This window comes from Variovorax paradoxus (genome assembly GCF_030811855.1).
GTDB lineage: Bacteria > Pseudomonadota > Gammaproteobacteria > Burkholderiales > Burkholderiaceae_C > Variovorax > Variovorax paradoxus_L.
Genome location: NZ_JAUSRN010000010.1, coordinates 1 through 23,491 on the forward strand (window position 1 = coordinate 1; position 23,491 = coordinate 23,491).

Below are 23,491 nucleotides of genomic sequence, written 5' to 3' on the forward strand. Positions count from 1 at the left end.
AAGGGTCGCAGACAGTGGGGTCGCCTTTCTTTTGCCTACGTTTCTTTGGCGAAGCAAAGAAAAGTAGGTCGCCCGCCGGGGCGAGTCCCGGCCTCAGACCTCAAAAAAACAGCAGAAAGCAATACCCTCAAGACCACCGAGGCACAGCCTCATCCTTGAGCTGCTGCCGGAGCAGGTCGTAGTCCGGCACCACGCTCTCCACAGTCTCCCAGAACCGCTGCGAGTGGTCCATTACCCGCAGATGCGCCAGCTCGTGCGCGACCACGTAGTCGATCACCGGCAGGCGAAAGTGAATCAGGCGCCAGTTCAGCCGGATCGATCCATCGACGCTCGCGCTGCCCCATCGCGTGGCGGCGTTCGACAGCGACAGCTTCTGCCAGCGCACGCCCAGCCGCGGCGCGAAGTCGTCGAGCCGTTCTATAAAGAGCCGCCGCGCGTGCCGCATGAGCCAGGCCTGGGCTGCGTCGCGGATCTGCGAAGCTTCTGCGTTCTGCGCCACGGCCAAGCGCAAGACGCGCGGCCCGCCAACGGCGTCGCTTGCATCGAGCGTGCCGCCGACGCTGGCAAAGCCGTGCTTCGGATCGAGGCGGATCACGACCGGTTCGCCCATGAACGGAAATTGCGCGCCGTCTTTCCAATCGATGCGTGTGGCCTCGACGCGCGCGTGACGCTGCCTCGTCTCGAGCAGCTTGCGCAGGATCCAGTCGGACTTTTCCTTGATGGCGGCATCGACGTCGGGCAGCGTGACCCAGCGGGGCGCGCGCACCGACAGGCCTTCGACGCCGACCACGAATCCGATGGTCTTGCGCTTGCCGCGCTTGAACTCGTAGGCCACGCGCGCCGAGCCCAGCACGGTTTCGCGCGTGGCCTGCGGGTGCACGAAGCTCGCAAGCGACAGCGTGTCGCGCAGCGGAATGGCGGGAAGCGCGGGACCGGCATCTTCATGCGCCCCATGCTGTTGCGACTCCTTGGCCGCCGAGGGCGAAGGCAGGGGTGGTGCGGCCTTCTTCTTGACCTTTTTGGACCGCGGCGAAGGCGCCTTGGCCGGCGCAAACTCGTTGCCCAGACCTTCGAACAGGTCCATCGTGAACTGAAGCAGTCCCCGCATGTCGGGTCTTTCGTTGTTCTTTAGCGCGCTTCTTGCGGCAGCTGCAGCGGCGGGGCGTCGCGGTAGGCCTCGGGGTCGAGCCGGCGCATCTCCGATTCGATCCAGGCTTCGACTTCGCGCATCAGTTCATCGGGCTTGCGGCCGATGCTGGGAATGGCCGGGCCGATCGACACGTCGACCACGCCGGGGCGCTTGATGAAAGCCTTGCGCGGCCAGACCTTGGCCGAGGTGACGGCGACCGGGATCACCGGCACGCCGGTTTCGCATGCGAGCCGCGTGCCGCCGCTCTTGTAGGTGCCCTTTTGTCCGCGCGGAATGCGGGTGCCTTCAGGAAACATGATGATCCAGATGCCTTGCGCCAGCAGCTTGCGGCCCTGGTTCACGACCTTGTTGAAGGCCTGCGCGCGCTGGCTGCGGTCGATGTGGATCATGTCGAGCCGGGCCATCGCCCAGCCGAAGAAGGGCACGTAGATCAGCTCTTTCTTGAACACGAAGGCCAGCGGATGCGGCATCAGCGTGGGCATCAGAAAAGTCTCGAGGGTCGACTGGTGCTTGACCAGCAGGACCGCGCCCGCGAGCTTGTCGGCGGGCAGGTTTTCCATGCCTGTCACGCGGGTGCGGATGCCCAGCAGCACCCGCGCGCCGCCGATGGCCCAGCTGAGCCATTGCACCGCCATCCAGTAGAGCGGAATGCCGCGCTTCCAGAGCGAACTGACGCACATGATGATGCCCCAGGGCACGACGGTGACGAGCATCCACAGGGCATGGAGCACGGAACGGATAAACGCCATCAGACAGCCACCTGCAGTGCGGCCTGCGCTTCGCGCGCAAGCAGGAATTCAACAAAGGCGGCCAGGCTCTCGTGAACCATGGTGTTCGCCGGATATTCGGGCGGCAGCGGATCGATGCCGCGGCAGGCCGCGCCCATGCCGGTGAGCAGCAGGTGCGGCTCGCAGCCGGCGGCCGCGCCGGCCTGCAGGTCGCGCAGGCTGTCGCCCGCGGTGGGCACGTCTTTCAAATCGATGCCGTAGCGGTCGCCGATCTGCCGGAACAGGCCCGGCGCGGGCTTGCGGCAATCGCAGCCTTCGTCGGGACTGTGCGGGCAATAGAAGACCGCATCGACCCGCCCGCCCACGGCCGCGAGCATCTTGTGCATCTTGGCGTGCATGGCGTTGAGCGACGCCATGTCGAACAGCCCGCGGCCCAGGCCCGACTGGTTGGACGCGACCACCACGTGCCAGCCGGCATGGTTGAGCTTGGCCACGGCTTCGAGCGCGCCGGGCAGCGGCGTCCACTCGATGTCGCTCTTGACGAAATCTTCGCGGTGCACGTTGATCGTGCCGTTGCGGTCGAGGATGACGAGTTTCATGGCGTCGGCAAAAAAGCCCCGTTTCAAGGTCAGGCCGCCAGCCGTTCGAGCTGCGCCACGCGGTTCATCGCCACGTGCAGCGACATCAACAGGCCCAGCCGGTTGAGGCGCAGGTCGGCCTGTTCGGCATTGACCATCACGCCGTCGAAGAACGCATCGACAGGTTCGCGCAGCGCGGCCAATGTCTGCAGCGAAGCGGTGTAGTCGCCGGCATCGAACTGCGCATTGGCGGCGGGCACGACCTCGGCCATGGCGGCGTGCAGTGCCTTCTCGGCCGGCTCGTGCAGCAGCAGCTCGCTGACGTGAGCATCGGCTTCGGGCGCCTTCTTCAGGATGTTGCCGATGCGCTTGTTGGCAGCGGCCAGCGCCGCCGCGGCGGGCAGTGCAGCAAAGGCGCGCACGGCCGCCAGCAGCTTGGGCACTTCGCCCAGGCGCTGCGGTCGCGGCGCCAGCACGGCATCAACCTCTTGCGCGCTGGCGCCCTGCTCGCGCAGGCTGCCGGCGAGGCGGTCGAGAATGAAGTCCTGCAGCTCGGCGGTGGCCTTTCCGGTGTCGAAGCCGTCGATGTCCTTGAACTGTGCGGCGGCGTCCTGCAGCAGCGCGTCCAGCTTCAGCGGCAGGTCTTTCTCGATCAGCATGCGGATCACGCCGAGCGCATGGCGGCGCAGCGCAAACGGGTCGCGGTCGCCGGTGGGCAGGTTGCCGATGCCGAACATGCCGACCAGCGTTTCGAGCTTGTCGGCCAGCGCGACGACGATGCCGACAAAGTGGCGCGGCAGGTCGTCCCCGGCAAAGCGCGGCTTGTAGTGGTCCTCGATGGCGTCGGCCACGTCGGCGGCCAGGCCGTCGTGCAGCGCGTAGTAGCGACCCATGGTGCCCTGCAGCTCCGGGAACTCGCCGACCATGTCGGTCACGAGGTCGGCCTTTGCCAGCTGCGCCGCCTGCACGGCATGGGCGATGAGCGTAGCGTTGCCCAGCGGCGCCGCAACGGCGCGTGCAATGCGCATCACGCGTTCGACGCGCTCGCCCTGGGTGCCGAGCTTGTTGTGATAGACCACCTTGCCCAGCGATTCGACGCGCGAGGCCAGCGATTTCTTGCGGTCCTGGTCGAAGAAGAACTTGGCGTCGGCCAGTCGCGGGCGCACCACGCGCTCGTTGCCGCCAATCACCGCGCTAGCATCCTCGGGGCTGATGTTGCTGACGACCAGGAACTTGTTGGTGAGCTTGTTCGATGAATCGAGCAGCGGAAAGTACTTCTGGTTGGCCTTCATCGTGAGGATGAGGCACTCCTGCGGCACTTCGAGAAACTCGCGCTCGAAGCTGCAGACCAGCACGTTGGGCCGCTCGACCAGCGCCGTCACTTCGTCGAGCAGCGCGTCGTCGTGGATGGGCACGGTGCCGCCGCCGACCCGCACGGCCGCGGCCGCAAGCTGGCGCGCGATCTCGGTGCGGCGGGCCTCGAAGCTCGCGAGGACGGCGCCCTCGTCCTGCATCTGCAGCGCATAGCTGTTGGCGTCGCGCAGCACCACGGGGTCGATGGCGGCTTCGAAACGGTGGCCGTGGGTCTCGCGGCCCGCATGAAGGCCCAGCGCCTCGACCGCCACCACGTCGCTGCCATGCAGCGCCACCAGCCCGTGCGCGGGGCGCACGAAGCTCACGCTGCTCCAGCCCGGCAGTTCACAGCCGGTTTCGAGCTGATAGCTCATCACCTTGGGAATCGGCAGCTTGGCGATGGATTCGGCCAGCGCCTTCTGAAGCCCTTCGGCCAAGGTGGAACCCTTGGCGGTGCTTTCGTAGAACAAGGCTTCGGCCTTGCCGTCCAGCGCGCGCTTCAGGCCAGGCACAGCCGACGCGTCGGCACCCAGCGCGGCCAGCCGCTTGAGCAGCGCGGGCGTGGGCTGGCCGGAGGCGTCGAGCCCCACGGTGACGGGCATGAGCTTTTGCGACACGGCCTTGTCGGCGGCGCGCTCGGCCACGTGCGTGAGGTGCGCGGCCAGGCGCCGCGGCGAGGCATAGGCAGTCAGCACGGAGTCGGGCGCGGCCAGGCCCTGCGCCACGAGCTGGTCGCGCAGGCCGTTGGCAAAGGCTTCGCCGAGTTTCTTCAGGGCCTTGGGCGGCAGCTCTTCGACGAAGAGTTCGACCAACAGGTTCTTTTGCACGCTCGTCATCGCTCAGGCTGCCTTCTTCGTGATTTGTGCGACCCACTCGCGCGGCGCCATCGGAAAACCGAGCCGCTCGCGGCTCTCGTAGTAGCTCTGCGCCACGCTGCGCGCGAGGTTGCGGATGCGGCCGATGTAGGCCGCGCGCTCGGTCACGCTGATGGCGCCGCGCGCGTCGAGCAGGTTGAAACTGTGCGCGGCCTTGAGCACCTGTTCGTAGGCCGGCAGCGCCAGCTGTTCCGTCATGAGGTGCTTGGCCTGCTTTTCGTGCGCATTGAAGGCGGTGAAAAGGAACTCGGCGTCGCTGTGCTCGAAGTTGTAGGTCGACTGCTCGACTTCGTTCTGCTTGTAGACGTCGCCGTAGCTGAGGCCATCGGTCCACGTGAGGTTGTAGATGTTGTCCACGCCCTGCAGGTACATGGCCAGACGCTCCAGACCGTAAGTGATCTCCCCGGTGATGGGCTTGCAATCGATGCCGCCCACCTGCTGGAAATAGGTGAACTGCGTCACCTCCATGCCGTTGAGCCAGACCTCCCAGCCCAGGCCCCAGGCGCCGAGCGTCGGATTTTCCCAGTCGTCCTCGACGAAGCGGATGTCGTTCTTCTTCAGGTCGAAGCCCAGCGCTTCGAGGCTGCCGAGGTAAAGCTCCAGGATGTTGCTGGGCGCGGGCTTGAGCACCACCTGGTATTGGTAGTAGTGCTGCAGGCGGTTCGGGTTCTCGCCGTAGCGGCCGTCCTTGGGGCGGCGGCTGGGCTGCACGTAGGCGGCCTTCCAGGGCTCGGGGCCGAGCGCGCGCAGGAAGGTGGCGGTGTGCGAGGTGCCTGCGCCCACTTCCATGTCGTACGGTTGCAGCAGCGCACAGCCCTTGTCGGCCCAGTACGACTGCAGTTTGAGAATGATTTGCTGGAAGGTCAACATGAAGCTGGCCGGCGTGACCGGGCGTTGGACGGTAGCGCGGCGAAGCACCGCGAAAGCAGACGATTTTACGGTCGGAGGGCAACTCTCCCACAGCCGGCCGGGATGCCGGCCGCCGGCGCGGCGGCAAGGGGCGTGAGATAACGAGCCCCGGTTGCGCGCGATCGCCTCGCAGCTGCCTTTCCCCGAGCTCCATTCCCCTCCCCACCCCTCGGCGTGCACGAGCCGCGGGACCGCCTCTTTTCCGTTTCACTTGCACATGCCAGCCCCCCTCATCGGCCCGAGTTCCCCGATATTCATCGTTCTCAATGCCGGCGCCGGCAGCGCGGACGCCGCCGCAACCCGGCAGATCGTCGAGGAGGGCTGCGCGGCGGCCGGCAGGCGGCACCGCATCTTCGTGGTCGACGAACGCGCGACCGTGCAGGCGCTCGCGCGCGAGGCGGTCGAGCGCGCCCGCGGCGTGGGCGGGGTGGTGGTGGCCGCGGGGGGCGACGGCACCGTCAACGCGGTGGCACAGGCCACTCTGGGCAGCGGGCTTGCCTTTGGCGTGCTGCCGCAGGGCACCTTCAACTACTTCAGCCGCACCCACGGCATCCCGCTCGACACCGCCGCAGCGCTCCAGGTGCTGCTGACCGAGCAACCCCGCCCAGCGCAGGTGGGGCTGGTCAACGACCGGATTTTCCTGGTGAACGCCAGCATGGGCCTGTATGCCGAGCTGCTGGAAGACCGCGAAAGCTACAAGGCGCGCTATGGGCGCAGCCGCTGGATCGCGTTCTCCGCCGGCCTTCTCACCGTGATGCGCGGCCATCGGCACTGGAACCTGCGCATGGCCTGGCGCGGCCAGGAGCGCGACCTGCGCACGCCGACGCTGTTCGTCGGCAACAACCCGTTGCAGTTGCTGCAGGTGGGTATCGAACATGCCGACGCGCCAGAAAACGGCCAGCTGGCTGCGGTCGCGCTCAAGCCCGTCAACGTGCTTGCAATGCCTGGCCTGCTGGTACGCGGCGCCTTGGGCCGGCTCGGGAGTGCCGACGAGGTATTGAGCTTTCCGTTCGAATCGATGACAGTGAAAGCCAGCCGCTCGCACGGCCCGCGCCGCGTCAAGGTGGCCACCGACGGCGAGATCGCATGGGCCGAGATGCCGCTGCTGTTCCGCGTCTCGCCCGAGCCGCTATGGCTGGTGCGGCCCGACACCGCGCCCGAACTGGAGGCCGCCAAGGAATGAGCTGCCTGCTTCAGATCTCCGACACGCATTTCGGCACTGAACAGCCCGAGGTGATGGACGCGCTCGAGCGGCTTGCGCGCTCCTTGTCGCCTCAGGTGGTGGTGCTCTCCGGCGACATCACCCAGCGCGGCACGCGCGCGCAGTTCGCGGCGGCGCGCGCCTTCGTCGATCGGCTGGGCGCACCGGCGGTGATTGCCATACCGGGCAACCACGACATCCCGCTTTTTCAGCTGGGGGCGCGGCTGTTCGCGCCGTATGAAAGATACGCCGGCGCTTTCGGCTCCAACCTGGAGCCGGTGTTCGAATCGGCCGAATGGCTGGTGGTTGCGGTCAACACCACGCGCTGGTACCGGCATGCGGACGGCGAGGTTTCGGCTGCGCAGATCGAGCGGGTGGCGCACAGGCTGGCGGCCGCTTCGCCCAATCAGCTGCGCGTGGTGGTCACGCACCAGCCGGTGATGGTGACGCGGCAGGAAGACATGCAGAACCGGCTGCACGGGCGCGAAGCCGCCGTCGCGAGCTGGTGCGCGGCCGGGGCCGACCTGATCCTCGGCGGGCACATCCACCTGCCGTTCGTGCGCTCATTGCACGACGCCTACGCCGGCTGTCCGCGCACGACGTGGGCGGTGCAGGCCGGCACGGCGGTGTCGTCGCGCCTGCGCGCGGGGCACCCCAACTCGGTCAACGTGCTGCGGGTGGGTGAAACCGACGACGGCCGCACCTGCCAGGCGGAGCGCTGGGACCATTCGGCCGTGGACAAGGCCTTCGTGTGCGCCAAAGTATTGCAGCTCCCGCTTGCCAGCGCCGCGGCACCCGCTTAGGGTGCGCCGCATGTTGACGGAAGCCCCTGCCCTCATTCTTCTTGCGCGCCAGCTCGGCGAGCACTCCCTGGCCTGGTTTGCGGGCCTTCTTGGACTCTCGGTGCTTGGCGCCGGCTTGGTCTGCCGCGCATGGCAGCAACGCCGCGCCCGGACCTTGCCGACCGGCGAACCCGAAGAACCGCGTCTCGCGGCTGCGCTGGCCATGGGTTTTTTGGCGATCCTCGGGGCGGCGAGCCTCGTGGCGTACATCGCATCGAAGCTCGGCGACGGACGCTTGCTCGGCCTGGCCGACCAGGCGCTGGCCGACGCCATCGGAGACCACCTCCCCTGGGCGGCCCTGGTGGTTTTCAGCTGGCTCACGCACCTGGGAGACGCCGAGCTTCTCGCGCCGGTGTGCCTGGCCGTGGCCTTGCTGCTATGGCGCAAGGCACATCATGGCCTGGCTCTGGGCTGGGTGATGGCGCTCGGGGGCATTGTGCTGCTGAACCCTGCGCTCAAACGCATCTTCGCGCGGGCGCGGCCGCTGCACGACCATGGGCTGGCGCTCGAAACGAGTTTCAGCTTTCCGAGCGGCCACAGCGCGGGCGCGATCGTGAGCTACGGCATGCTGATGTATTTGGCGCTGCGCCTGTTGCCGGCGCGCTGGCATGTGCCGGCGGCCATGGCGGCCGCGGCCGCTATCGTCACCATCGCGTGCAGCCGCGTCTTTTTGCAGGTGCATTTCGCAAGCGACGTGGCGGCCGGCCTGCTGACCGGACTCGCCTGGCTGCTCGTGTGCGTGAGCAGCCTCGAATACGCGCGGCACCGCAAGCGGCGGCGCAGCCGTCCCTGAGCGGTATCGATCGGGGAGGTCTTCGCCAGAAACACCGCGGAACCGGCTTTGCCGGGCCGCTGGTGTTGCCCCCTTGAGGGGGAGGCGGCTACACGAAGTGAGCCGCTTCGGGGGTGGGTCAATACTCCCAGAAGATGCGCTGGAGTTCTTTCGTGTCGCTGGTCTTCGTCAGGGCCACCATCGCCAGGATGCGCGCCTTCTGCGGACGCAGGTCGTGCGCCACCACCCAGTCGTACTTGTCGTCGGGCTGCTCGGCATTGCGGATCACGAAGCCGTCGGCCACGCGCGAGCTGCGGATGATGACGGCGCCATCGGTGCGCGCCTTCTGCAGGTTCGGCACGATGCGGTTGGCCACCGAGCCATTGCCCGTTCCGCCGTGGATGATCGCCTTCACGCCGCTCTTGGAAAACGCGTCGATGGCCGTGGACGAAACACCTTCGTAACCCATGGCGATTTCGACTGCCGGCAGCGCATTGATGGCGTCGATGTCGAATTCCGAAGCCATGGTGTGGCGCTTGACAGGCGCGCGGAACCAGTAGTTCTTGCCCTCGACCACCATGCCGAGCGGGCCCCACTGGCTCGAAAAGGCGCTGGTCTTGACGTTGACGTTCTTGCTCACGTCGCGGCCGCTGTCGATGTTGTCGTTCATCGTCACGAGCACGCCCTTGCCAACGGCGTCCTTGCTGCCCGCCACACTGACCGCGTCATACAGGTTGAGCGCACCGTCGGCCGAAAGAGCCGTGCCCGGGCGCATCGAACCGACCACGACGATCGGCTTGCTGGTGTGAACGGTGAGCGTGAGGAAGTAGGCGGTTTCTTCCAGCGTGTCGGTGCCGTGCGTGATGACGATGCCGTCCACGTCGGCTTGCTTCGACAGAGCGGAAACGCGCTTGGCCAAGGTCAGCAGGTTGTCGTTGGTCAAGCTTTCGGAAGCCACCTGGAACACCTGCTCGCCGCGCACGTTGGCGATCTTCGAAAGTTCGGGCAGGCCGGCAATCAGCTTGTCGACGCCGACTTTGGCGGCCGCATACGTGGCGCTGTTCACGGCCGAGGCGCCGGCCCCCGCAATGGTGCCGCCGGTGGCCAGGATCACCACATTGGGCAATGCCTGCTGGGCTTGCGCGAGGGCGCTGGCCGCAAGCAGTGCGGCACCGGCCGCAAAGGCCCTGAAACGGGGAGAAAGGTACATGAAGGAACTCCTTTGTCTTGAACGAATTTCTGGAAGCGGCGAGAAGATACATGAACCATGCCCGCATGCCTGCGCACGCCATGCAGGCATGGCATGCGGCGATGCGGATTACCATCGCCGGGCGCACCGCCGCAATTCCATGCCAATGAACGCCGATCCCGCCGCCCTTCCCTCGACGACCGCCCAGGAGATGCCCGCCCCCGACGGCCCGCTCTCGCGCGCCCGCCCCGGCCGCGAGCGCATCATGGCGGCCATCCGCTCGGCGGCCGTGACCGAGTTCAGCCTGCATGGGCTGAAGGGCACCTCGACCCAGGCGATTGCCGCGCGCGCCGGCCTGACCAAGCCCCAGCTGCACTACTACATCGCCGGCAAGGAAGAGCTCTACGAAGAGCTGCTGATGCAGGTGCTGCATGCCTGGAAGGTGGTGTTCTCGTTCGAGGACGCGAGCGATCCGGCCACGGTGCTGGGCGACTACATCCGCAAGAAGCTCGACCATGCCTTCGACAACCCCGAGATCTCTCGCATCTTCACGCGTGAGGTGCTCGACGGCGGCCGCAACCTCGACCGCTACTGGCCCAACGCCAGGGCTTGGACGCAGAAGAAGGTCGACGTCATCAACGGCTGGATTGCGCGCGGGCAGATGCGCCCGCTGGATGCGCGCCTGCTCCTGATGCACGTCTGGGCCATGACTCAAAGCTATGCCGACTACGCGATACAGACGCGCGTGATGCTCGGCCTGCCGCCCGACGCACCCATCGACCGCGAGCCGATTGCGCGCGAGCTGGTGGCGTTCGTGCTGGGCGGCTGCGGCATCAGGGCCTAGCCTCCCAGGCGCGGCCGCTCGGATCGGCCAGCGCAAGCCGCATCGTCTCGATGAAGCGGCGCAGGCGCGCGGGCTGAAAGCGCGCATGCGGATAGACCAGGTAAACGGGGAGTGCCGCCACCTGCCACTGCGGCACGAGCTGCACCAACCGGCCGGCCGCCACGTCGTCCTTCATGAGCCAGGCCGATCCCATGCAGGCGCCCACGCCCATGAGGGCGGCGCTTTGCAGCGCATAGAGGCTGTCGGTGCTCATGCGCGGGCGGATCTGCACCCGCGCGGTTTCGCCGGTTGGCGGGTGCGTGAGCAGCAGCTCGTTGCGATAGAAGGTGCGCAGCGCAAGCCACGGCAGCTCGGCCAGCTCGGACGCATGCGCGGGCGGCACCCGACCGGCCAGCACCGACGGCGCCGCAACCAGCATGCGCGGCACCTCTGAAAGCTTGATGGCCACGGCCATGCTGTCGGTGATCTCGCCGACCTGGATCGCGCAGTCGATGCCTTCGGCGATGTAGTCGGGCCGCCGGTCGCTCAGCAGCCATTCGACGGACACCCTGGGATGGTCGCGCAGGTATCCGGCCAGGGGGCCGACCAGCAGAGATTGCCCCAGCGCATGCGGTACCACCACGCGCAGCGTGCCCTCCGGTTCGTCGCCGACGCCGCGCAGGTCGGCCTCGAAGGCTTGCCAATCGGCAATCAGTTCCCGGGCCCGCTCGTAGCAGCGCTCGCCATCCTCGGTGAGCTTCATGGCGTGCGTGGAGCGGCGCAAGAGCCGCACGCCAAGCGAGCGTTCCAGCGCCTGCAAGCGGCGGCTCACGGTGGGCTGGGTCGCGCCCATCTGCTGGGCGGCGGCCGAGAGGCTGCCGGCCTCGACGATGTGAACGAAGGTCTGCATCAGCTCGATGCGGTCGACGGCGGCGGGTGAAGGAGTCGGCATGATGGCGTGCTTTATACGCCTTGCGCATATTCATTGTGCAATTCGGAGGGCTACCAAGTCTTCTCTCACGGGAGCACATTTCAACCCTTGCCAGATAGTTAAGGGTTAACACCATGTCTTCCATTCATTCAACGCATGTGACCGGTGCAGGCGCAGCGCCAGCGGCGTGCGATCTGCCGACCTCCCTGGTCCTGCTGCTGGCCACCGGCGCCGGCTTGTCCGTGGCTTCGCTTTACTATGCCCAGCCGATGCTCGGCGTGCTGGGGGCCGACATCGGAGCCTCTGCCAGGTCGGTGGGCTTCATTCCCACGCTCACGCAGCTGGGCTACGCGCTCGGCATCCTGCTGCTGGCGCCGCTTGGCGACCGCTTCGACCGGCGCCGCATCGTGCTGGCCAAGGCAGCCGTCCTGTGCGCCGCGCTGCTGGTGGCCGGCGCCGCGCCGTCGATCGGTGTGCTGCTCGCGGCCAGCCTCGCGATCGGACTTGCGGCGACGATGGCGCAGGACATCGTGCCCGCTGCCGCCACACTGGCGCCCGAAGCCACGCGCGGCAAGACGGTCGGCACGGTGATGACGGGGCTGCTGCTCGGCATTTTGCTGTCGCGCGTGGTGAGCGGCTTCGTGGCCGAGCACTTCGGCTGGCGCTCGATGTTCATTGCGGCCGCCGCCAGCATTGCGCTGATCGGCGCGGCCACGTGGCGGGGGTTGCCGCGCTTCCGCCCCACCACGCACCTGGCCTATGGCGCGCTGCTAGGGTCGCTGGCCACGCTGTGGTCGCGCCACGGCATGCTGCGCCGCGCGGCGCTGGCCCAGGCGCTGCTGGCGGTGGGCTTCAGCGCGTTCTGGTCGACGCTGGCGGTGATGCTGCACGGCGAACCCTTCCACCTGGGCAGCGCGGCGGCGGGCGCCTTTGGCTTGGCAGGCGCGGCGGGCGCGCTCGCAGCGCCGCTGGCCGGACGGCTGGCAGACCGGCGCGGCCCGGAACTGGTGACGCGCCTCGGCGCCGGGCTGGTGGTGGTGTCGTTCGCGGCCATGGGCTTGGCGCCGTTGATGCTGCCGCATGCGCAGCTGTGGCTGCTGGCGCTCGCCGCCGTGGGCTTTGACCTTGGCATGCAGGCGACGCTGATCGCGCACCAGACGATCGTCTACGGCATCGAGCCCGGTGCGCGCAGCCGGCTCAATGCGGTGCTGTTCACGTCCATGTTCATCGGCATGGCGGCCGGCTCGGCGCTCGGTGCGCTGGCACTTGCCCAATGGGGCTGGGCTGGCGTGACCGGCTTGGCGACCGGTACGGCCGCCGCCGCACTGGCGGTGCGGCTCTGGCCACGCAAGCCAAACCAACCCCAGCAGCTCACCTCGAACCCGCTGTGCAACAGGGTTTGAATTCGACGGTGGGGCCGAAGGCGGTTTCGATGACCCTGGTTCGGGATTCCGCCTGCAGGTCTTCGTCGCGGCTGCCAGCTGCTACCGGCTCGATGCGCTCGATTGCTTCGGCCCGCGCCTCGTCGAGCGGCGCTTTGCCGTGGGCACGAGGCAGCAAGACGTAGGCAGCGAAAAGCGCCGCATTGGCGATGAGGGCCAGCGCGATCACCTTCTCATAGACGGAAGAAATGCCCGGTGCATGAAGCGGTTTCACGTGGCTCTCCTGCGCATCGCTGCGGTTGCCGGCAACATCGTTATTGCCGAACTTCGAGCGCGAACATAGGCGATCACGGGTGCCGTCGCGCCATCGGAAGCGATGATGAGCAAGCTGTGACTGCGCCTGGAAGATGTCCGCGGCCGGCTGCGAGCAGCGGCTAAGCCCCAGACCTACCCGATTCTTCGGCCCGCGTCTTTACAAATTCAAGGCGCTCCTTTTCACCACTTCGGTGCATCCGGATTGGCACGTCGCTTGCATAACCTGACCACTTGCTCTGATTAAGCGGTCAAATTCATGCGCGTGCTCGTCGTCTACTGCCATCCGGTCGAAACCAGCTTCCATGCGGCTCTGCACCAGGAGGTGCTGAAAAACCTGCGCGCGGCTGGCCATGAGGTGGACGATTGCGACCTGTACGCCGAGGGCTTCAACCCGGTGCTCTCCCGCGAGGAGCGGCTGGGCTATCACGACGTGCCCGGCAACCAGCTGCCGCTCAAGCCGTATGTGGAGCGGCTGCAGTGGGCCGAGGGCATCGTGTTCTGTTTTCCAACCTGGTGCTTTGGCCTGCCCGCGATGCTGAAGGGCTACTTCGACCGGCTCTTCATGCCCGGCGTGGCCTTCGACATCAGCGACCCCGCCAACGTGAAGCCGATGCTCACGCACATCAAGCGCATCAGCGCCGTGGTCACCTACGGCCGGCCGCGCTGGATGGCCTGGTACATGGGGGACCCGCCGCGCAAGATCGTCACGCGCTACATGTTGCGGCTCACCGGCCGGCGCGCCAAGGTGGACTACCACGCCCACTACCACATGAACGTGGCGACCGAGCCCCAACTTAAACGCTTCATGGCGCGGGTGGGCACCGCGATGGGGCGCTTTGCATGAACGCGCCTTCGCTGCTTCGCAACGCGCGACTGCCGCGCTGGCTGCTGCCCGCCGACTGGCCGGAGCGCGATGGGGCGCCGGTACTCGCGCACATCGCGCTCGAAATCAGCCGCGTGCAATCGGTGCGCCCAGCGTCCACTGACGCTGCGCTTCCGGCCAACGGCTGGGACTTGGCCGGCACGCTCGTCCTGCCGGGTTTCGTCGACGCCCACACGCACCTCGACAAGGCCTTCACGCTGCCGCGCATGAAAGAGGTGCAGCCGGGCCTGCTGGGCGCCATCGACGCGATGCTGAACGACCGCGTGCACTGGAGCGCCGGCGATGTGCACGAGCGCGCCTCGCGCGGCCTGCAGTGGGCCTGGGAATGCGGCACCACGCATGTGCGCACCCATGTCGACTGGTGGGAGCCCGATACGGTGCCGCTGGCCTGGCCGGTGATGGCCGAACTGGCAGAGGAATGGACAGGTCGGGTGCGGCTGGAGCAGGTCAGCCTGATCAAGCTGCCGCTGTTCGAAGACGCGGCGCAAGCAATGCGGCTCGCAAAGCAGGTGAAGGCGACGGGGCCACATGCGCTGCTCGGCGGCTTCGTGCACTCCACCAACTGGAGCGAGAACGCGCTACGCAACCTGCTGGTGTCGGCGCAGGCCTACGATCTGGATATCGACCTGCATGTCGACGAAGAACTGAATCCCTCTGTGGTCGGCTTGCAGGCCACCGCCCGCATCCTGCGCGAGATCGGCTTCGAAGGCCGCGTGGTCTGCGGCCACATCTGCGCGCTGGCCGCGCAGCCCGAGGCCCAGGCCTTTGCCACGCTCGATGCGGTGGCGCGCGCACCGATCACCGTGGTGTCGCTGCCCGCCACCAACCTGCTGCTGCAGGACGCCGTGACGGGCCGCACCCCGCGGCTGCGCGGCATCACGCTGGTGAAGGAAGCGCGCGATCGCGGCATTCCGCTGCTGTTTGCGAGCGACAACGTGCAAGACCCGTTCTGCCGGCTCGGCAGCTTCGACCCCGTCGAGGCACTGGGCACGGCCGCTCTGGTGGCGCAGCTCGACGAGCCTTTCGACAACTGGTCGCAGGCACTGTGTCGCGGCGACTGGCTGCAGCGCGCTCCCGCCACGACGCCGCCCACGCTGGTCGGTGCCAAGGCCGACCTGGTTCTGTTCACGCAGGCCGACCGCCATGGCTGGCCTTCGCGCTCCGCCACTCGCGTGGTGCTGCGCGAAGGCCGCGTGACGCACGGCGATGCGACGCCCTTTCTTCCCCGCTAACGCACAAGGACACCCCATGCTCCACGGCTACATTCCGCCCCACCGTTTCCTGCCCTACCTGAGCTGGACCGAAATCGCCGCGCTGCCCGACCGCGAGAACACCGTCATCGTGCTGCCCTGCGGCGCCATCGAGCAGCACGGCCCGCACCTGCCCTGCTCGGTCGACAGCGTGATCGCCTCGGGCGTGATGGGCAAGGCACTCGAAAAGCTGCCGGCCGACGTGCGCGCCTTCGCACTGCCGACCATCACCTATGGCAAGTCGGAAGAGCACCTGCACTTTCCGGGCACCATGACGCTGACCGGCACCACCCTCTTGTCGACCGTGACGGAGATCGGCGAATCAGTCTACCGCGCCGGCTTTCGCAAGCTGCTTTTTGCCAACGGCCATGGCGGGCAGCCGCAGGTGCTGGAGATGGCGGCGCGCGAACTGCGCCTCCGGCACGGCGACTTCGTGGTCGTGCCGCACGGCGTGTCGCGCCTGCCGAATGCATCGAGCAAGCAGATCAGCGAGCAGGAAAAGCGCCTGTCGATGCACGCCGGCCATTCCGAGACCGCGCTCATGCTCGCGCTGGCGCCCGACACCGTGCACATGGAGCGTGCGGCCGCCAACTTTCCGCCGCCGTTCCCGATCAAGCTGCTGTCGGCCGACGGCCGCCCAGCCTGCGCATGGACCGCGCGCGACTTCGGCCCGAGCGGCGTGATCGGCGACCCGACCAGCGCCACGCGCGAGCAGGGCGAAGAGATCCTGGACACGCTTTCCGACAGCTGGGTGCAGGCGCTGACCGAACTGCACGCGCTGCGCTGGGTGGTGCGCGAGGAAGCCACCTGGGAACGGGGCCACCAGCAAGGCTTCATCCAGCAGTCGTTCGAGCCCGCCTGAGGCGCGCTACTTGCATCGGTCCATCCGCTTTTTTCAACTGTTCTTCCACCAGCCTCGAGAGGTTCCCACCATGCGTTCTTTCGCTCTTTCCATGGCCGGCGCCGCCGCGCTCGCACTGCTCTCCGCCGCTGCTCCGGCGCAGGCTCAAGACAAGTTCACCTACATGACCAACTGGTATGCGCAGGCCGAGCACGGCGGCTTCTACCAGGCGGTGGCGCAGGGCATCTACAAGAAGTACGGGCTCGACGTGACCATCAAGATGGGCGGCCCGCAAGTCAACATCACTCAGATGATGGCCGCGGGCCAGGCCGACTGCATCATGGGTTCGAGCGACATCCAGATGATGCAGGTGCGCGAAGGCGGCGTGCCGGTGGTCAACGTGGCGGCCTTCTTCCAGAAAGACCCGCAGGTGCTGATCGCGCACGACGACGTCAAGAAATTCGAAGACCTGAAGGGCAAGACGCTGCTGATCGGCGCGCAGGCCAATCGCGGCTACTGGCCGTGGCTCAAGGCCAAGTTCGGATTCACCGACGAGCAGACGCGCCCCTACACCTTCAACATCCAGCCCTTCGTGGCCGACAAGAACGCCGCACAGCAGGGCTACCTGACCTCAGAGCCGTACGCGATCCAGAAGGCCGGCGTGAAGAGCACGGTGCTCATGTTCAGCGACCACGGCTTTCCGGCCTATGCCACCACGGTGTCGTGCATGGAAAAGACGGTGAAGGATCGCAGCAAGCAGGTGGAAGCCTTCGTGAAAGCTTCGGCCGAGGGCTGGAAGAGCTACCTCGCCGACCCGGCGCCCGCCAACGCGCTGATCAAGAAGGACAACCCCAACATGACCGATGACCAGCTGGCCTATAGCGTGGCCAAGCTGAAGGAAATGGGCATGGTCACCGGCGGCGATGCGGCCAAGCTCGGCATCGGCGTGATTACCGATGCACGCTCCAAAGCAAGCTACGACTTCCTGGTGAGCGCCAAGCTGCTAGACCCGGCGAAGGTGGAACTTGCGAAGACCTACACCACGGAGTTCGTCAAGGACGCCAAGGTGCTGCCCTGAGTCTCGCGCCATGAACCGCGTCGAGCCCCACACCCTCGCCCCGCCCATGGCCCCTGCCGTGCCAGCGGTGGAAGTTCTATCGGCCGAGAAGACTTATCCCAACGGCACGCAAGCGCTGTTGCCGGTGGATCTTTCGATTGCCGAAGGCGAATTCGTCACGCTGCTCGGGCCGTCGGGCTGCGGCAAGAGCACGCTGCTCAAGATGGTGGCGGGCATGCTCGAGCCGAGCGACGGGCGACTGCTCGTCTGGCGCAAGCCGGTGGCGGAGATCCACAGCTGTCCGCACAAGCTGTCGTTCGTGTTCCAGTCGGCCACATTGATGCCGTGGGCCAGCGTGCGCACCAACGTGCGGCTGCCGCTCGACCTGGCCGGCGTGCCGCGCAAGGAAGCCGATGCGCGGGTGATGGAGTCGCTAGCGCTGGTGGGCCTGGAGAAGTTTGCCGACGCCCTGCCGCGCGCGCTTTCGGGCGGCATGCAGATGCGCGTGTCGATTGCGCGCGGACTGGTGACCCAGCCAGATCTGCTGCTGATGGACGAGCCATTCGGCGCGCTCGACGAGATCACGCGCCACAAGCTCGATGCCGACCTGCTCGACCTGTGGCGCAAGAAGAAGCTCACGGTGATCTTCGTGACGCATTCGATCCATGAGGCGGTGTTCCTCTCGACCCGCGTTGTGATGATGGCCGCGCGGCCGGGCCGCGTGGTGGAACAGTTCCACATCGACGAGCCGTATCCGCGCACACCCGATTTCATGGTGACGCCGGAGTTCGCGCGCCATGCCAAGCGGCTGCAAGACAGCCTGCTGCGCGCGAGCCAGGGCGACGAGGAGCACGCGCGATGAAAAAGAGCTTGCCCCTTCTGAGCCAACCGCGTGTGCAGCGCGTGCTCTACCCCGTGCTCATCGGCGTGGTGCTGGTGGCGTTGTGGCAGTGGATGGTGGTCGCGATGGAGCTGCCGCCGTATCTGGTGCCGTCGCCCTTCCTCATGGTGCAGACGCTGGTCACCGACTGGGTGCCGCTCGGCAACGCGCTGCTGGTCACCCTCAAGATCACGCTGCTGTCGTTCGCGCTGGCCACGGTGGCGGGGGTGTTGATCTCGTTCCTGTTCGTTCAGAGCAAGCGCATCGAGACGGCGCTCTTTCCGTATGCGGTGCTGCTGCAGGTCACGCCGATCGTGGCCGTGGCGCCGCTCATCATCATCTGGGTGAAGAACCCGGTGGCCGCGATGACGGTGTGCGCCGCGCTGGTCGCGCTGTTTCCGATCATCAGCAACACAACCCTCGGCCTGCGCAGCATCGACCCCGACCTGCAGAGCTACTTCAAGCTCAACCGCGCCACGCGCTGGCAGCAGCTGGTGCGGCTGCGCATCCCGAGCGCGCTGCCCTACTTCTTCGGCGGGCTGCGCATCTCGAGCGGCCTGGCGCTGATCGGTGCGGTGGTGGCCGAGTTCGTCGCCGGCACGGGTGGCTCTGGGGCCGGACTGGCCTACCAGATTCTCCAGGCCGGCTTTCAACTGAACATTCCGCGCATGTTCGCCGCCCTGCTGCTCATTTCGCTGACCGGCGTCGCGCTGTTCGTGCTGATGGCCTGGCTCACGAAGCTTGCGCTGGGCTCGTGGCACGCGAGCGAACTTTCCCAGGATTGAAAACCTTGACCATGAACGCTTCCATTTCCGCCATCGAACAGCTGCTGTTCGAGCTGCCCGACCTCGACTGGATCACCGACGAAAGCCGCGTGGCCCGACTGTCGCAAGACTTTTCGTGGTTCAGCCCGGTGCTGAACCGCCAATTGAAAGACAAGCGCGCCGACGTGGTCGTGCGTCCGCGCACCGAGGCCGAGATCCGCGCCGTGGTCGGCGCCTGCGCGCGACGCAACGTGCCCATCACCCTCCGCGGCAGCGGCACTGGCAACTACGGCCAGACCACGCCGCTGGCGGGCGGCGTGGTGCTCGACATGACTGGCTACAACGCCTTCTTGTGGGTGAAGCCAGGGGTGGCGCGCGCGCAGGCCGGCATTCGCCTGGGGGAGCTCGAGAAGCAGACCAAACCCTCCGGCCAAGAGATGCGCTGCCTGCCTTCCACCTACCGAAGCGCCACGCTGGGAGGACTGTTCGGCGGCGGCTTCGGCGGCGTGGGCTCCATCAACTACGGGCCGCTCGGTGCGCCAGGCAATGTGCTCGGCATCCGCGCAATGACCATCGAAGCGGACCCGCAGATGATCGAGCTGCGCGGCCCGGAGGCGATGCGCATGCACCATCTCTGGGGTACCAACGGACTGGTGCTTGAGCTGGAGGTCGCGCTGGCGCCCACGCACCCCTGGCTCGAAACGCTGGTGACCTTCGACCAGTTTGAACGTGCACTGCAATTCGCCGATAAGCTGGCGAATGCACCGGGCATCGTGAAGCGTGAAATCGCGTTCTTCGGCGCGCCGATTTCGGACCACCTCGCACAGCTTGCCGCTCATCTGCCCAAGGGCTGCCACACGGTGTTGTCGCTGGTGGCCGAATCGTGCGAGCCCGCAATGCTGCAGCTCGCCGAAGCGCATGGCGGCACGGTGAGCTACCGCAAGACGGCGGCCGAGGTGCAGAAGAGCAACCGCACGCTGATGGAGTTCACCTGGAACCACACCACGCTGCACGCACTCAAGGTCGACCCGACGCTCACGTACTTGCAGAGCGGCTTCGTACCGGGCCGGCATGTCGAACAAATCATTGAGATGGAACAACTGCTCGGTGGCGAAGTGCTGATGCACATCGAGTTCCTGCGCAACGTGGCGGGCCTCATGACCTGCAGCGGACTGCAACTGGTGCGCTTCAGCACCGAGGAGCGGCTCGCGGAGATCATCGACATTCACCGTGTGCACGGCGTGCACATCAACAACCCGCACGTGAACATCGTGGAAGACGGCAAGGCCGGCGGCCCGCTGCCGCCGGAGGTCATCGAGATGAAGAAGCGCTTCGATCCGATGGGCCTGTTGAATCCGGGCAAGCTGCGCGACTGGCCGGTGAAGGGCGCGTCTGCAACGGCCTGACGACGATCGCCCTGGTCAGCGCTGGCGGCGGCGCAGCAGGAAAGCGATGGCCACGATCGCGAACGCTGCGGTCCAGAGCGGCCACAGGCCGAACGGCGCGACCCAGCGCGCAAAGGGCGTGAGCCCCGTGCGGCCTTCGACCGATGCCTCCAGCACGCCGCGCGTGAGCCGCGGCAGCTCGTGCGTGACACGGCCTGCGGCATCGATGACCACGGTTGCACCGGTGTTGGTGGCTCGCACCATCGGCCGCGCGAATTCGAGCGAGCGCATGCGCGAAATGGCAAGGTGCTGGTCGATGGCCACGGAGTTGCCGAACCAGGCGATGTTGCTCACGTTGAGCAGGATGGTCGGGGCCGTGGCCTCGTTCTTGAAGTTGGCGCCGATCTCGTCGCCGAACAGATCTTCGTAGCAGATGTTGGGCGCGATGCGCTGGCCCTGCCAGGCGAAAGGCGCCTGCGCCAGGCCGCCGCGGGCGAAGTCGCCGAGCGGAATGTTCATCATCCGGATGAACCAGCGAAAGCCCGGAGGGATGAACTCGCCGAACGGAACGAGGTGGTGCTTGCTGTAGCTGTAGGGCTGTGCGGCGCCGGGCTGGAAGCCGAGCACCGCGTTGCTGTAGGTCCCCTGCCCGCCCAGCGGCAGGCCGACGATGGCGGCCTGCGTGCCCTGGCTGTAGCGCGCCTGGATGGCTTCCAGATAGCCGGCGGGCAGTTGCTGCGGCAGCAGCGGCAGCGCGGTCTCCGGCGTGACGACCAGCGAGGCCTTGGCATCGCGCAGCTGTTCGCCATACCAGCGCAGCGCAAGGTCGATGCCGCCGCCAGGAATGAATTTTTCGTCCTGCGGGATATTGCCTTGCAGCAGCGCCATCTGCAGGTGGCCGCTCGAGCCTTTGTCACCCTGCGCGCCGGCGGGCAACGGGTTGACCAGGTGCGGCGCCGTGAACGCAGCAATGACGAGGACCACCGCCTGCGCCAGCCCCAGGGTGCGGGCGGGGCGCGTCAATGCAGCGAGTGCCGCCGCGAGCGCGGCGACCGCACCGATTCCGTACACGCCGATCCAGGGTGCCCAGGCGGCCAGAGGCCCCTCGACGTGCGCATAGCCGCCGGCCCCCCAGGGAAAGCCGGTGAACCAGCTGCCGCGCACGAGCTCGGCAAGCGTCCACAGAGCGGCGAAGACCAGTGCGCCGCTCACCGGCCCCTGCGGGCCGCGAGCGACGAACCAGGCGCAGGCGGCGGCGTAATAGAGCCCGAGCGCCGCCGCGAGCGAGAGCACCGCGATGGCCGCGAGCGGCGCCGGAAGGCCGCCGTAGGTGTGCATCGAGATGAAAAGCCACCAGAAGCTGCCGGTGAGCCAGGTGGTCGAGAAAAGCCAGCCATGCAGGCCAGCGCGACGCCAACCCGCGCCTTCGGTGCGCAGCCAGTCGAGCAGGCCGACGAGTGCCGCCAGAGAAACGAGCTGCAGCCACCACAGCGGGCGGCCGTTCGCGGGCCAGGCGATGGCGGCGGCCTGCGCAAGCCCTGCCAGCGCGAAGCCGAGAAGACGCAGCAGGCCCACGGCGGAAAAGGTCGGCTGAGTGCGGAGCGTTGCCGCTGCGGGCAGCGGCATCAGTCGGCCGCGTCGCTGCCGCGGGCCGGGGACACCTTGAACCAGCGCACGGCCCCGCCCTTGGTGTGCAGCACCACGAAGTCGAAGCCCCCGATGGCGTGATGCTCGCCGCGCTTGGGCACGTGGCCCATCTCGTGCGCGATGAGGCCGCCGATGGTGTCGAAGTCTTCGCTCAGCTGTTCTTCGTCGAAGGTGATGCCGAAGGCTTCGGCCACGCGGTCGATGGGCGTGTCGCCCGAGACGCGGTAGGTGTGGTCGGCCAAACCGAAGATGTCGCCTTCGTCTTCGGCAATGTCGAACTCGTCTTCGATCTCGCCGACGATCTGCTCGAGCACGTCCTCGATGGTGATGAGGCCGGCCACGCGGCCGAATTCGTCGATGACGATGGCCAGGTGGTTGCGGTTGCCGCGGAATTCGCGCAGCAGGTCGTTCAGGCCCTTGCTCTCGGGAACGAAGGTGGCAGGGCGCAGCAGCGCGCGGATGTTGAGCCCCGGCGCCCGCTGCAGCTTGAGCAGGTCCTTCGCGAGCAGGATGCCGATGATGTTTTCTTTTTCGCCCTCGTACACCGGAAAGCGCGAGTGCGCCGTGTCGATGACCACGTGCAGCAGCGCGTCATAGGGGGCGTCGATGTTCACCAGGTCCATGCGCGGCGCGGCAACCATGACGTCGCCGGCGGTCATGTCGGCCATGCGCAGCACGCCCTCGAGCATCACGCGCGACTCTGCGCCGATCACCTCGTTGTCCTCGGCGTCGGCGAGGGTTTCGATCAGCTCGTCGCGCGAGTCGGGACCGGGGTGAATGAATTCGGCCAGCTTCTGGAGAAAGCCGCGCTTGTCTTCCCGTTCGACGGGAGCGCGTTCAGAGTGAGGTTCGGCCACTGCGGGAGGCGTAGTTGAAGAGCTGCAAGGATACCGGATGCGCGTGACAGGCTCCACCGCCCCGTCCCATGGCCCTTGCTACGGGGCACTTAAGGAGCGGATTTGCTTCGCGCGTCTCTCATGCCGCTGCGCACTTCCTGCAGGCTGGCGAGAAAGGCCCAGAACTGCTTGGCACGGGTCTTGAGCTGGTAATCGACCGCCGCGTAGTGCTCGAGCGCGATTTCGCTCATGTGGCTGTCGAAGGTGGCGCTCGGCAGTTGCAGGTGCGCCTCAGACTCGGAACCGCTGCGCACCACGGTGGCGCCGGCATTGCGGGCGATCTTCAGCATGGCGGCGTTTTCGCTCAGCGCATGGATGAAGAGCATACCCACGCCTTCATTGCGCGCCACGACCACGGCACGTTCGAACAGCCGGGCTCCGTAGCCGCGGCCGCGCGCGTGCGCAGACACCGAGACGCCGAATTCGGCGCAGTCGCTGTGCTGGTCCTCAGGCGCAAAGGCCAGGTGAGCCATGGCAATGAGGTCGAGCCGGCGGTTGTAGATGCCGAAAAGCTCGTCGCGATCGAAGTCCAGCCCGTCGACGTAGCGCTGCACCTGCTCGTCGGCGGCCGCGTAGCCAAAGCGCAGGTAGCGGTCGTGCGGGCTCAGTGCCAGTAGGTGCTGAGCGATACGGCCGCGTTCGCGCGGGCCGATCGAACGGATCGGCACCATGACGGGCGGGTGCGCGGAGCTCGCGCGCGGTTGCGCCTCAACCATGGGCGCTCTCAGGAAAGAGCCGAGGCCGAGAGACGCCTTCAGAAGGGTCTTGGCGGTAAGCATGGCTCAAATATAAGGGTTTTCCCTTAATCAGCAAGCCCGTGTGGGTACTTTCGGTCTTCAT

General features: G+C 67.0%; 24 protein-coding genes. 13 read left to right on the forward strand and 11 right to left on the reverse strand.

Going from position 1 to position 23,491, the window contains the following annotated elements; translation table 11 throughout:
• Positions 1-127: 127 nt before the first annotated feature.
• The 5 genes from J2X92_RS18540 to glyQ are packed head-to-tail and all read right to left on the reverse strand — an operon-like array spanning position 128 to position 5,554.
• Positions 128-1,108: a M48 family metallopeptidase gene (locus tag J2X92_RS18540; RefSeq protein ID WP_373424859.1), complete on the reverse strand. Its 981-nt coding sequence runs from the start codon at positions 1,106-1,108 to the stop codon at positions 128-130.
• Between the two features lie 20 nt (positions 1,109-1,128).
• Complete coding sequence (locus tag J2X92_RS18545; RefSeq protein ID WP_307577535.1) at positions 1,129-1,899, reverse strand: lysophospholipid acyltransferase family protein; 771 nt, start codon at positions 1,897-1,899, stop codon at positions 1,129-1,131.
• On the reverse strand, positions 1,899-2,477 hold the full coding sequence (gene gmhB, locus J2X92_RS18550; protein WP_055808213.1) for a D-glycero-beta-D-manno-heptose 1,7-bisphosphate 7-phosphatase: 579 nt from the start codon (positions 2,475-2,477) through the stop codon (positions 1,899-1,901). The genes J2X92_RS18545 and gmhB overlap by 1 nt, the downstream gene beginning before the upstream one ends.
• A 29-nt stretch (positions 2,478-2,506) precedes the next feature.
• Complete coding sequence (glyS, locus tag J2X92_RS18555) at positions 2,507-4,645, reverse strand: glycine--tRNA ligase subunit beta (protein ID WP_307577538.1); 2,139 nt, start codon at positions 4,643-4,645, stop codon at positions 2,507-2,509.
• 3 nt (positions 4,646-4,648) lie between these two features.
• Complete coding sequence (gene glyQ / locus J2X92_RS18560) at positions 4,649-5,554, reverse strand: glycine--tRNA ligase subunit alpha (protein WP_307577540.1); 906 nt, start codon at positions 5,552-5,554, stop codon at positions 4,649-4,651.
• Between the two features lie 256 nt (positions 5,555-5,810).
• Between glyQ and J2X92_RS18565 the strand changes: the two genes are divergently transcribed.
• From J2X92_RS18565 to J2X92_RS18575, 3 genes are read left to right on the forward strand one after another with little or no spacing between them, the layout of a single operon-like run.
• Positions 5,811-6,776 (forward strand): diacylglycerol/lipid kinase family protein, encoded by a 966-nt coding sequence (locus tag J2X92_RS18565; protein ID WP_307577542.1) that lies wholly within the window; start codon positions 5,811-5,813, stop codon positions 6,774-6,776.
• The gene (locus J2X92_RS18570; RefSeq protein ID WP_307577544.1) at positions 6,773-7,597 is read left to right on the forward strand and encodes a metallophosphoesterase family protein; all 825 of its coding nucleotides are present in this window, start codon (positions 6,773-6,775) and stop codon (positions 7,595-7,597) included. The genes J2X92_RS18565 and J2X92_RS18570 overlap by 4 nt, the downstream gene beginning before the upstream one ends.
• Positions 7,598-7,607: 10 nt before the next feature.
• Positions 7,608-8,429 carry a phosphatase PAP2 family protein gene (locus tag J2X92_RS18575; RefSeq protein ID WP_307577546.1) on the forward strand — a complete coding sequence of 274 codons (822 nt, stop codon included), beginning with the start codon at positions 7,608-7,610 and terminating at the stop codon, positions 8,427-8,429.
• A gap of 118 nt (positions 8,430-8,547) precedes the next feature.
• Here the strand turns inward: J2X92_RS18575 and J2X92_RS18580 are convergent, their stop codons facing one another.
• Positions 8,548-9,618: an asparaginase gene (locus J2X92_RS18580; protein WP_307577548.1), complete on the reverse strand. Its 1,071-nt coding sequence runs from the start codon at positions 9,616-9,618 to the stop codon at positions 8,548-8,550.
• A gap of 17 nt (positions 9,619-9,635) precedes the next feature.
• On the opposite strand from J2X92_RS18580, the gene J2X92_RS18585 reads away from it, so the two are divergent.
• Together J2X92_RS18585 and J2X92_RS18590 are read left to right on the forward strand one after the other, a co-directional pair.
• Positions 9,636-9,767 carry a hypothetical protein gene (locus J2X92_RS18585; protein ID WP_307577549.1) on the forward strand — a complete coding sequence of 44 codons (132 nt, stop codon included), beginning with the start codon at positions 9,636-9,638 and terminating at the stop codon, positions 9,765-9,767.
• Positions 9,764-10,441 carry a TetR family transcriptional regulator C-terminal domain-containing protein gene (locus J2X92_RS18590; protein WP_307577551.1) on the forward strand — a complete coding sequence of 226 codons (678 nt, stop codon included), beginning with the start codon at positions 9,764-9,766 and terminating at the stop codon, positions 10,439-10,441. Before J2X92_RS18585 ends, J2X92_RS18590 begins: the two co-directional genes overlap by 4 nt.
• Here J2X92_RS18590 and J2X92_RS18595 read toward each other — a convergent pair.
• Positions 10,431-11,372, reverse strand: coding sequence for a LysR family transcriptional regulator (locus J2X92_RS18595; RefSeq protein WP_307577553.1), 942 nt, complete (start codon positions 11,370-11,372; stop codon positions 10,431-10,433). The genes J2X92_RS18590 and J2X92_RS18595 overlap by 11 nt on opposite strands.
• 113 nt (positions 11,373-11,485) lie before the next feature.
• On the opposite strand from J2X92_RS18595, the gene J2X92_RS18600 reads away from it, so the two are divergent.
• On the forward strand, positions 11,486-12,754 hold the full coding sequence (locus tag J2X92_RS18600) for an MFS transporter (RefSeq protein WP_307577555.1): 1,269 nt from the start codon (positions 11,486-11,488) through the stop codon (positions 12,752-12,754).
• On the opposite strand, the gene J2X92_RS18605 is transcribed toward J2X92_RS18600, so the two are convergent.
• A complete protein-coding gene (locus J2X92_RS18605) occupies positions 12,723-13,007 on the reverse strand; it encodes a hypothetical protein (RefSeq protein WP_307577557.1) in 285 nt (94 codons plus the stop codon). The two genes, J2X92_RS18600 and J2X92_RS18605, sit on opposite strands and share 32 nt — an antisense overlap.
• Before the next feature lie 297 nt (positions 13,008-13,304).
• Here J2X92_RS18605 and J2X92_RS18610 point away from each other — a divergent pair, with 297 nt between their 5' ends.
• The 7 genes from J2X92_RS18610 (at position 13,305) to J2X92_RS18640 (ending at position 20,129) form a co-directional block, all read left to right on the forward strand.
• Positions 13,305-13,892, forward strand: a complete 588-nt coding sequence (locus J2X92_RS18610) for an NAD(P)H-dependent oxidoreductase (RefSeq protein ID WP_307577559.1) — start codon at positions 13,305-13,307, stop codon at positions 13,890-13,892.
• The gene (locus J2X92_RS18615; protein WP_307577561.1) at positions 13,889-15,163 is read left to right on the forward strand and encodes an amidohydrolase family protein; all 1,275 of its coding nucleotides are present in this window, start codon (positions 13,889-13,891) and stop codon (positions 15,161-15,163) included. Before J2X92_RS18610 ends, J2X92_RS18615 begins: the two co-directional genes overlap by 4 nt.
• Positions 15,164-15,179: 16 nt before the next feature.
• Positions 15,180-16,043: a creatininase family protein gene (locus J2X92_RS18620; RefSeq protein ID WP_055808194.1), complete on the forward strand. Its 864-nt coding sequence runs from the start codon at positions 15,180-15,182 to the stop codon at positions 16,041-16,043.
• 70 nt (positions 16,044-16,113) lie between these two features.
• Positions 16,114-17,100, forward strand: a complete 987-nt coding sequence (locus tag J2X92_RS18625; protein ID WP_307577564.1) for an ABC transporter substrate-binding protein — start codon at positions 16,114-16,116, stop codon at positions 17,098-17,100.
• A 10-nt stretch (positions 17,101-17,110) separates the two neighbouring features.
• Positions 17,111-17,941 (forward strand): ABC transporter ATP-binding protein, encoded by an 831-nt coding sequence (locus J2X92_RS18630; protein WP_307577566.1) that lies wholly within the window; start codon positions 17,111-17,113, stop codon positions 17,939-17,941.
• Positions 17,938-18,744 (forward strand): ABC transporter permease, encoded by an 807-nt coding sequence (locus J2X92_RS18635; RefSeq protein ID WP_307577568.1) that lies wholly within the window; start codon positions 17,938-17,940, stop codon positions 18,742-18,744. Before J2X92_RS18630 ends, J2X92_RS18635 begins: the two co-directional genes overlap by 4 nt.
• Before the next feature lie 11 nt (positions 18,745-18,755).
• The gene (locus tag J2X92_RS18640; RefSeq protein ID WP_307577570.1) at positions 18,756-20,129 is read left to right on the forward strand and encodes an FAD-binding oxidoreductase; all 1,374 of its coding nucleotides are present in this window, start codon (positions 18,756-18,758) and stop codon (positions 20,127-20,129) included.
• A gap of 15 nt (positions 20,130-20,144) precedes the next feature.
• Here the strand turns inward: J2X92_RS18640 and lnt are convergent, their stop codons facing one another.
• From lnt to J2X92_RS18655, 3 genes are all read right to left on the reverse strand, one after another.
• Complete coding sequence (gene lnt / locus J2X92_RS18645; protein WP_307577572.1) at positions 20,145-21,734, reverse strand: apolipoprotein N-acyltransferase; 1,590 nt, start codon at positions 21,732-21,734, stop codon at positions 20,145-20,147.
• On the reverse strand, positions 21,734-22,612 hold the full coding sequence (locus tag J2X92_RS18650; protein WP_307577574.1) for an HlyC/CorC family transporter: 879 nt from the start codon (positions 22,610-22,612) through the stop codon (positions 21,734-21,736). The genes lnt and J2X92_RS18650 overlap by 1 nt, the downstream gene beginning before the upstream one ends.
• Before the next feature lie 89 nt (positions 22,613-22,701).
• Entirely contained in the window at positions 22,702-23,430 is a 729-nt protein-coding gene (locus J2X92_RS18655; RefSeq protein WP_307577576.1) for a GNAT family N-acetyltransferase, read from the reverse strand.
• Positions 23,431-23,491: the final 61 nt, after the last annotated feature.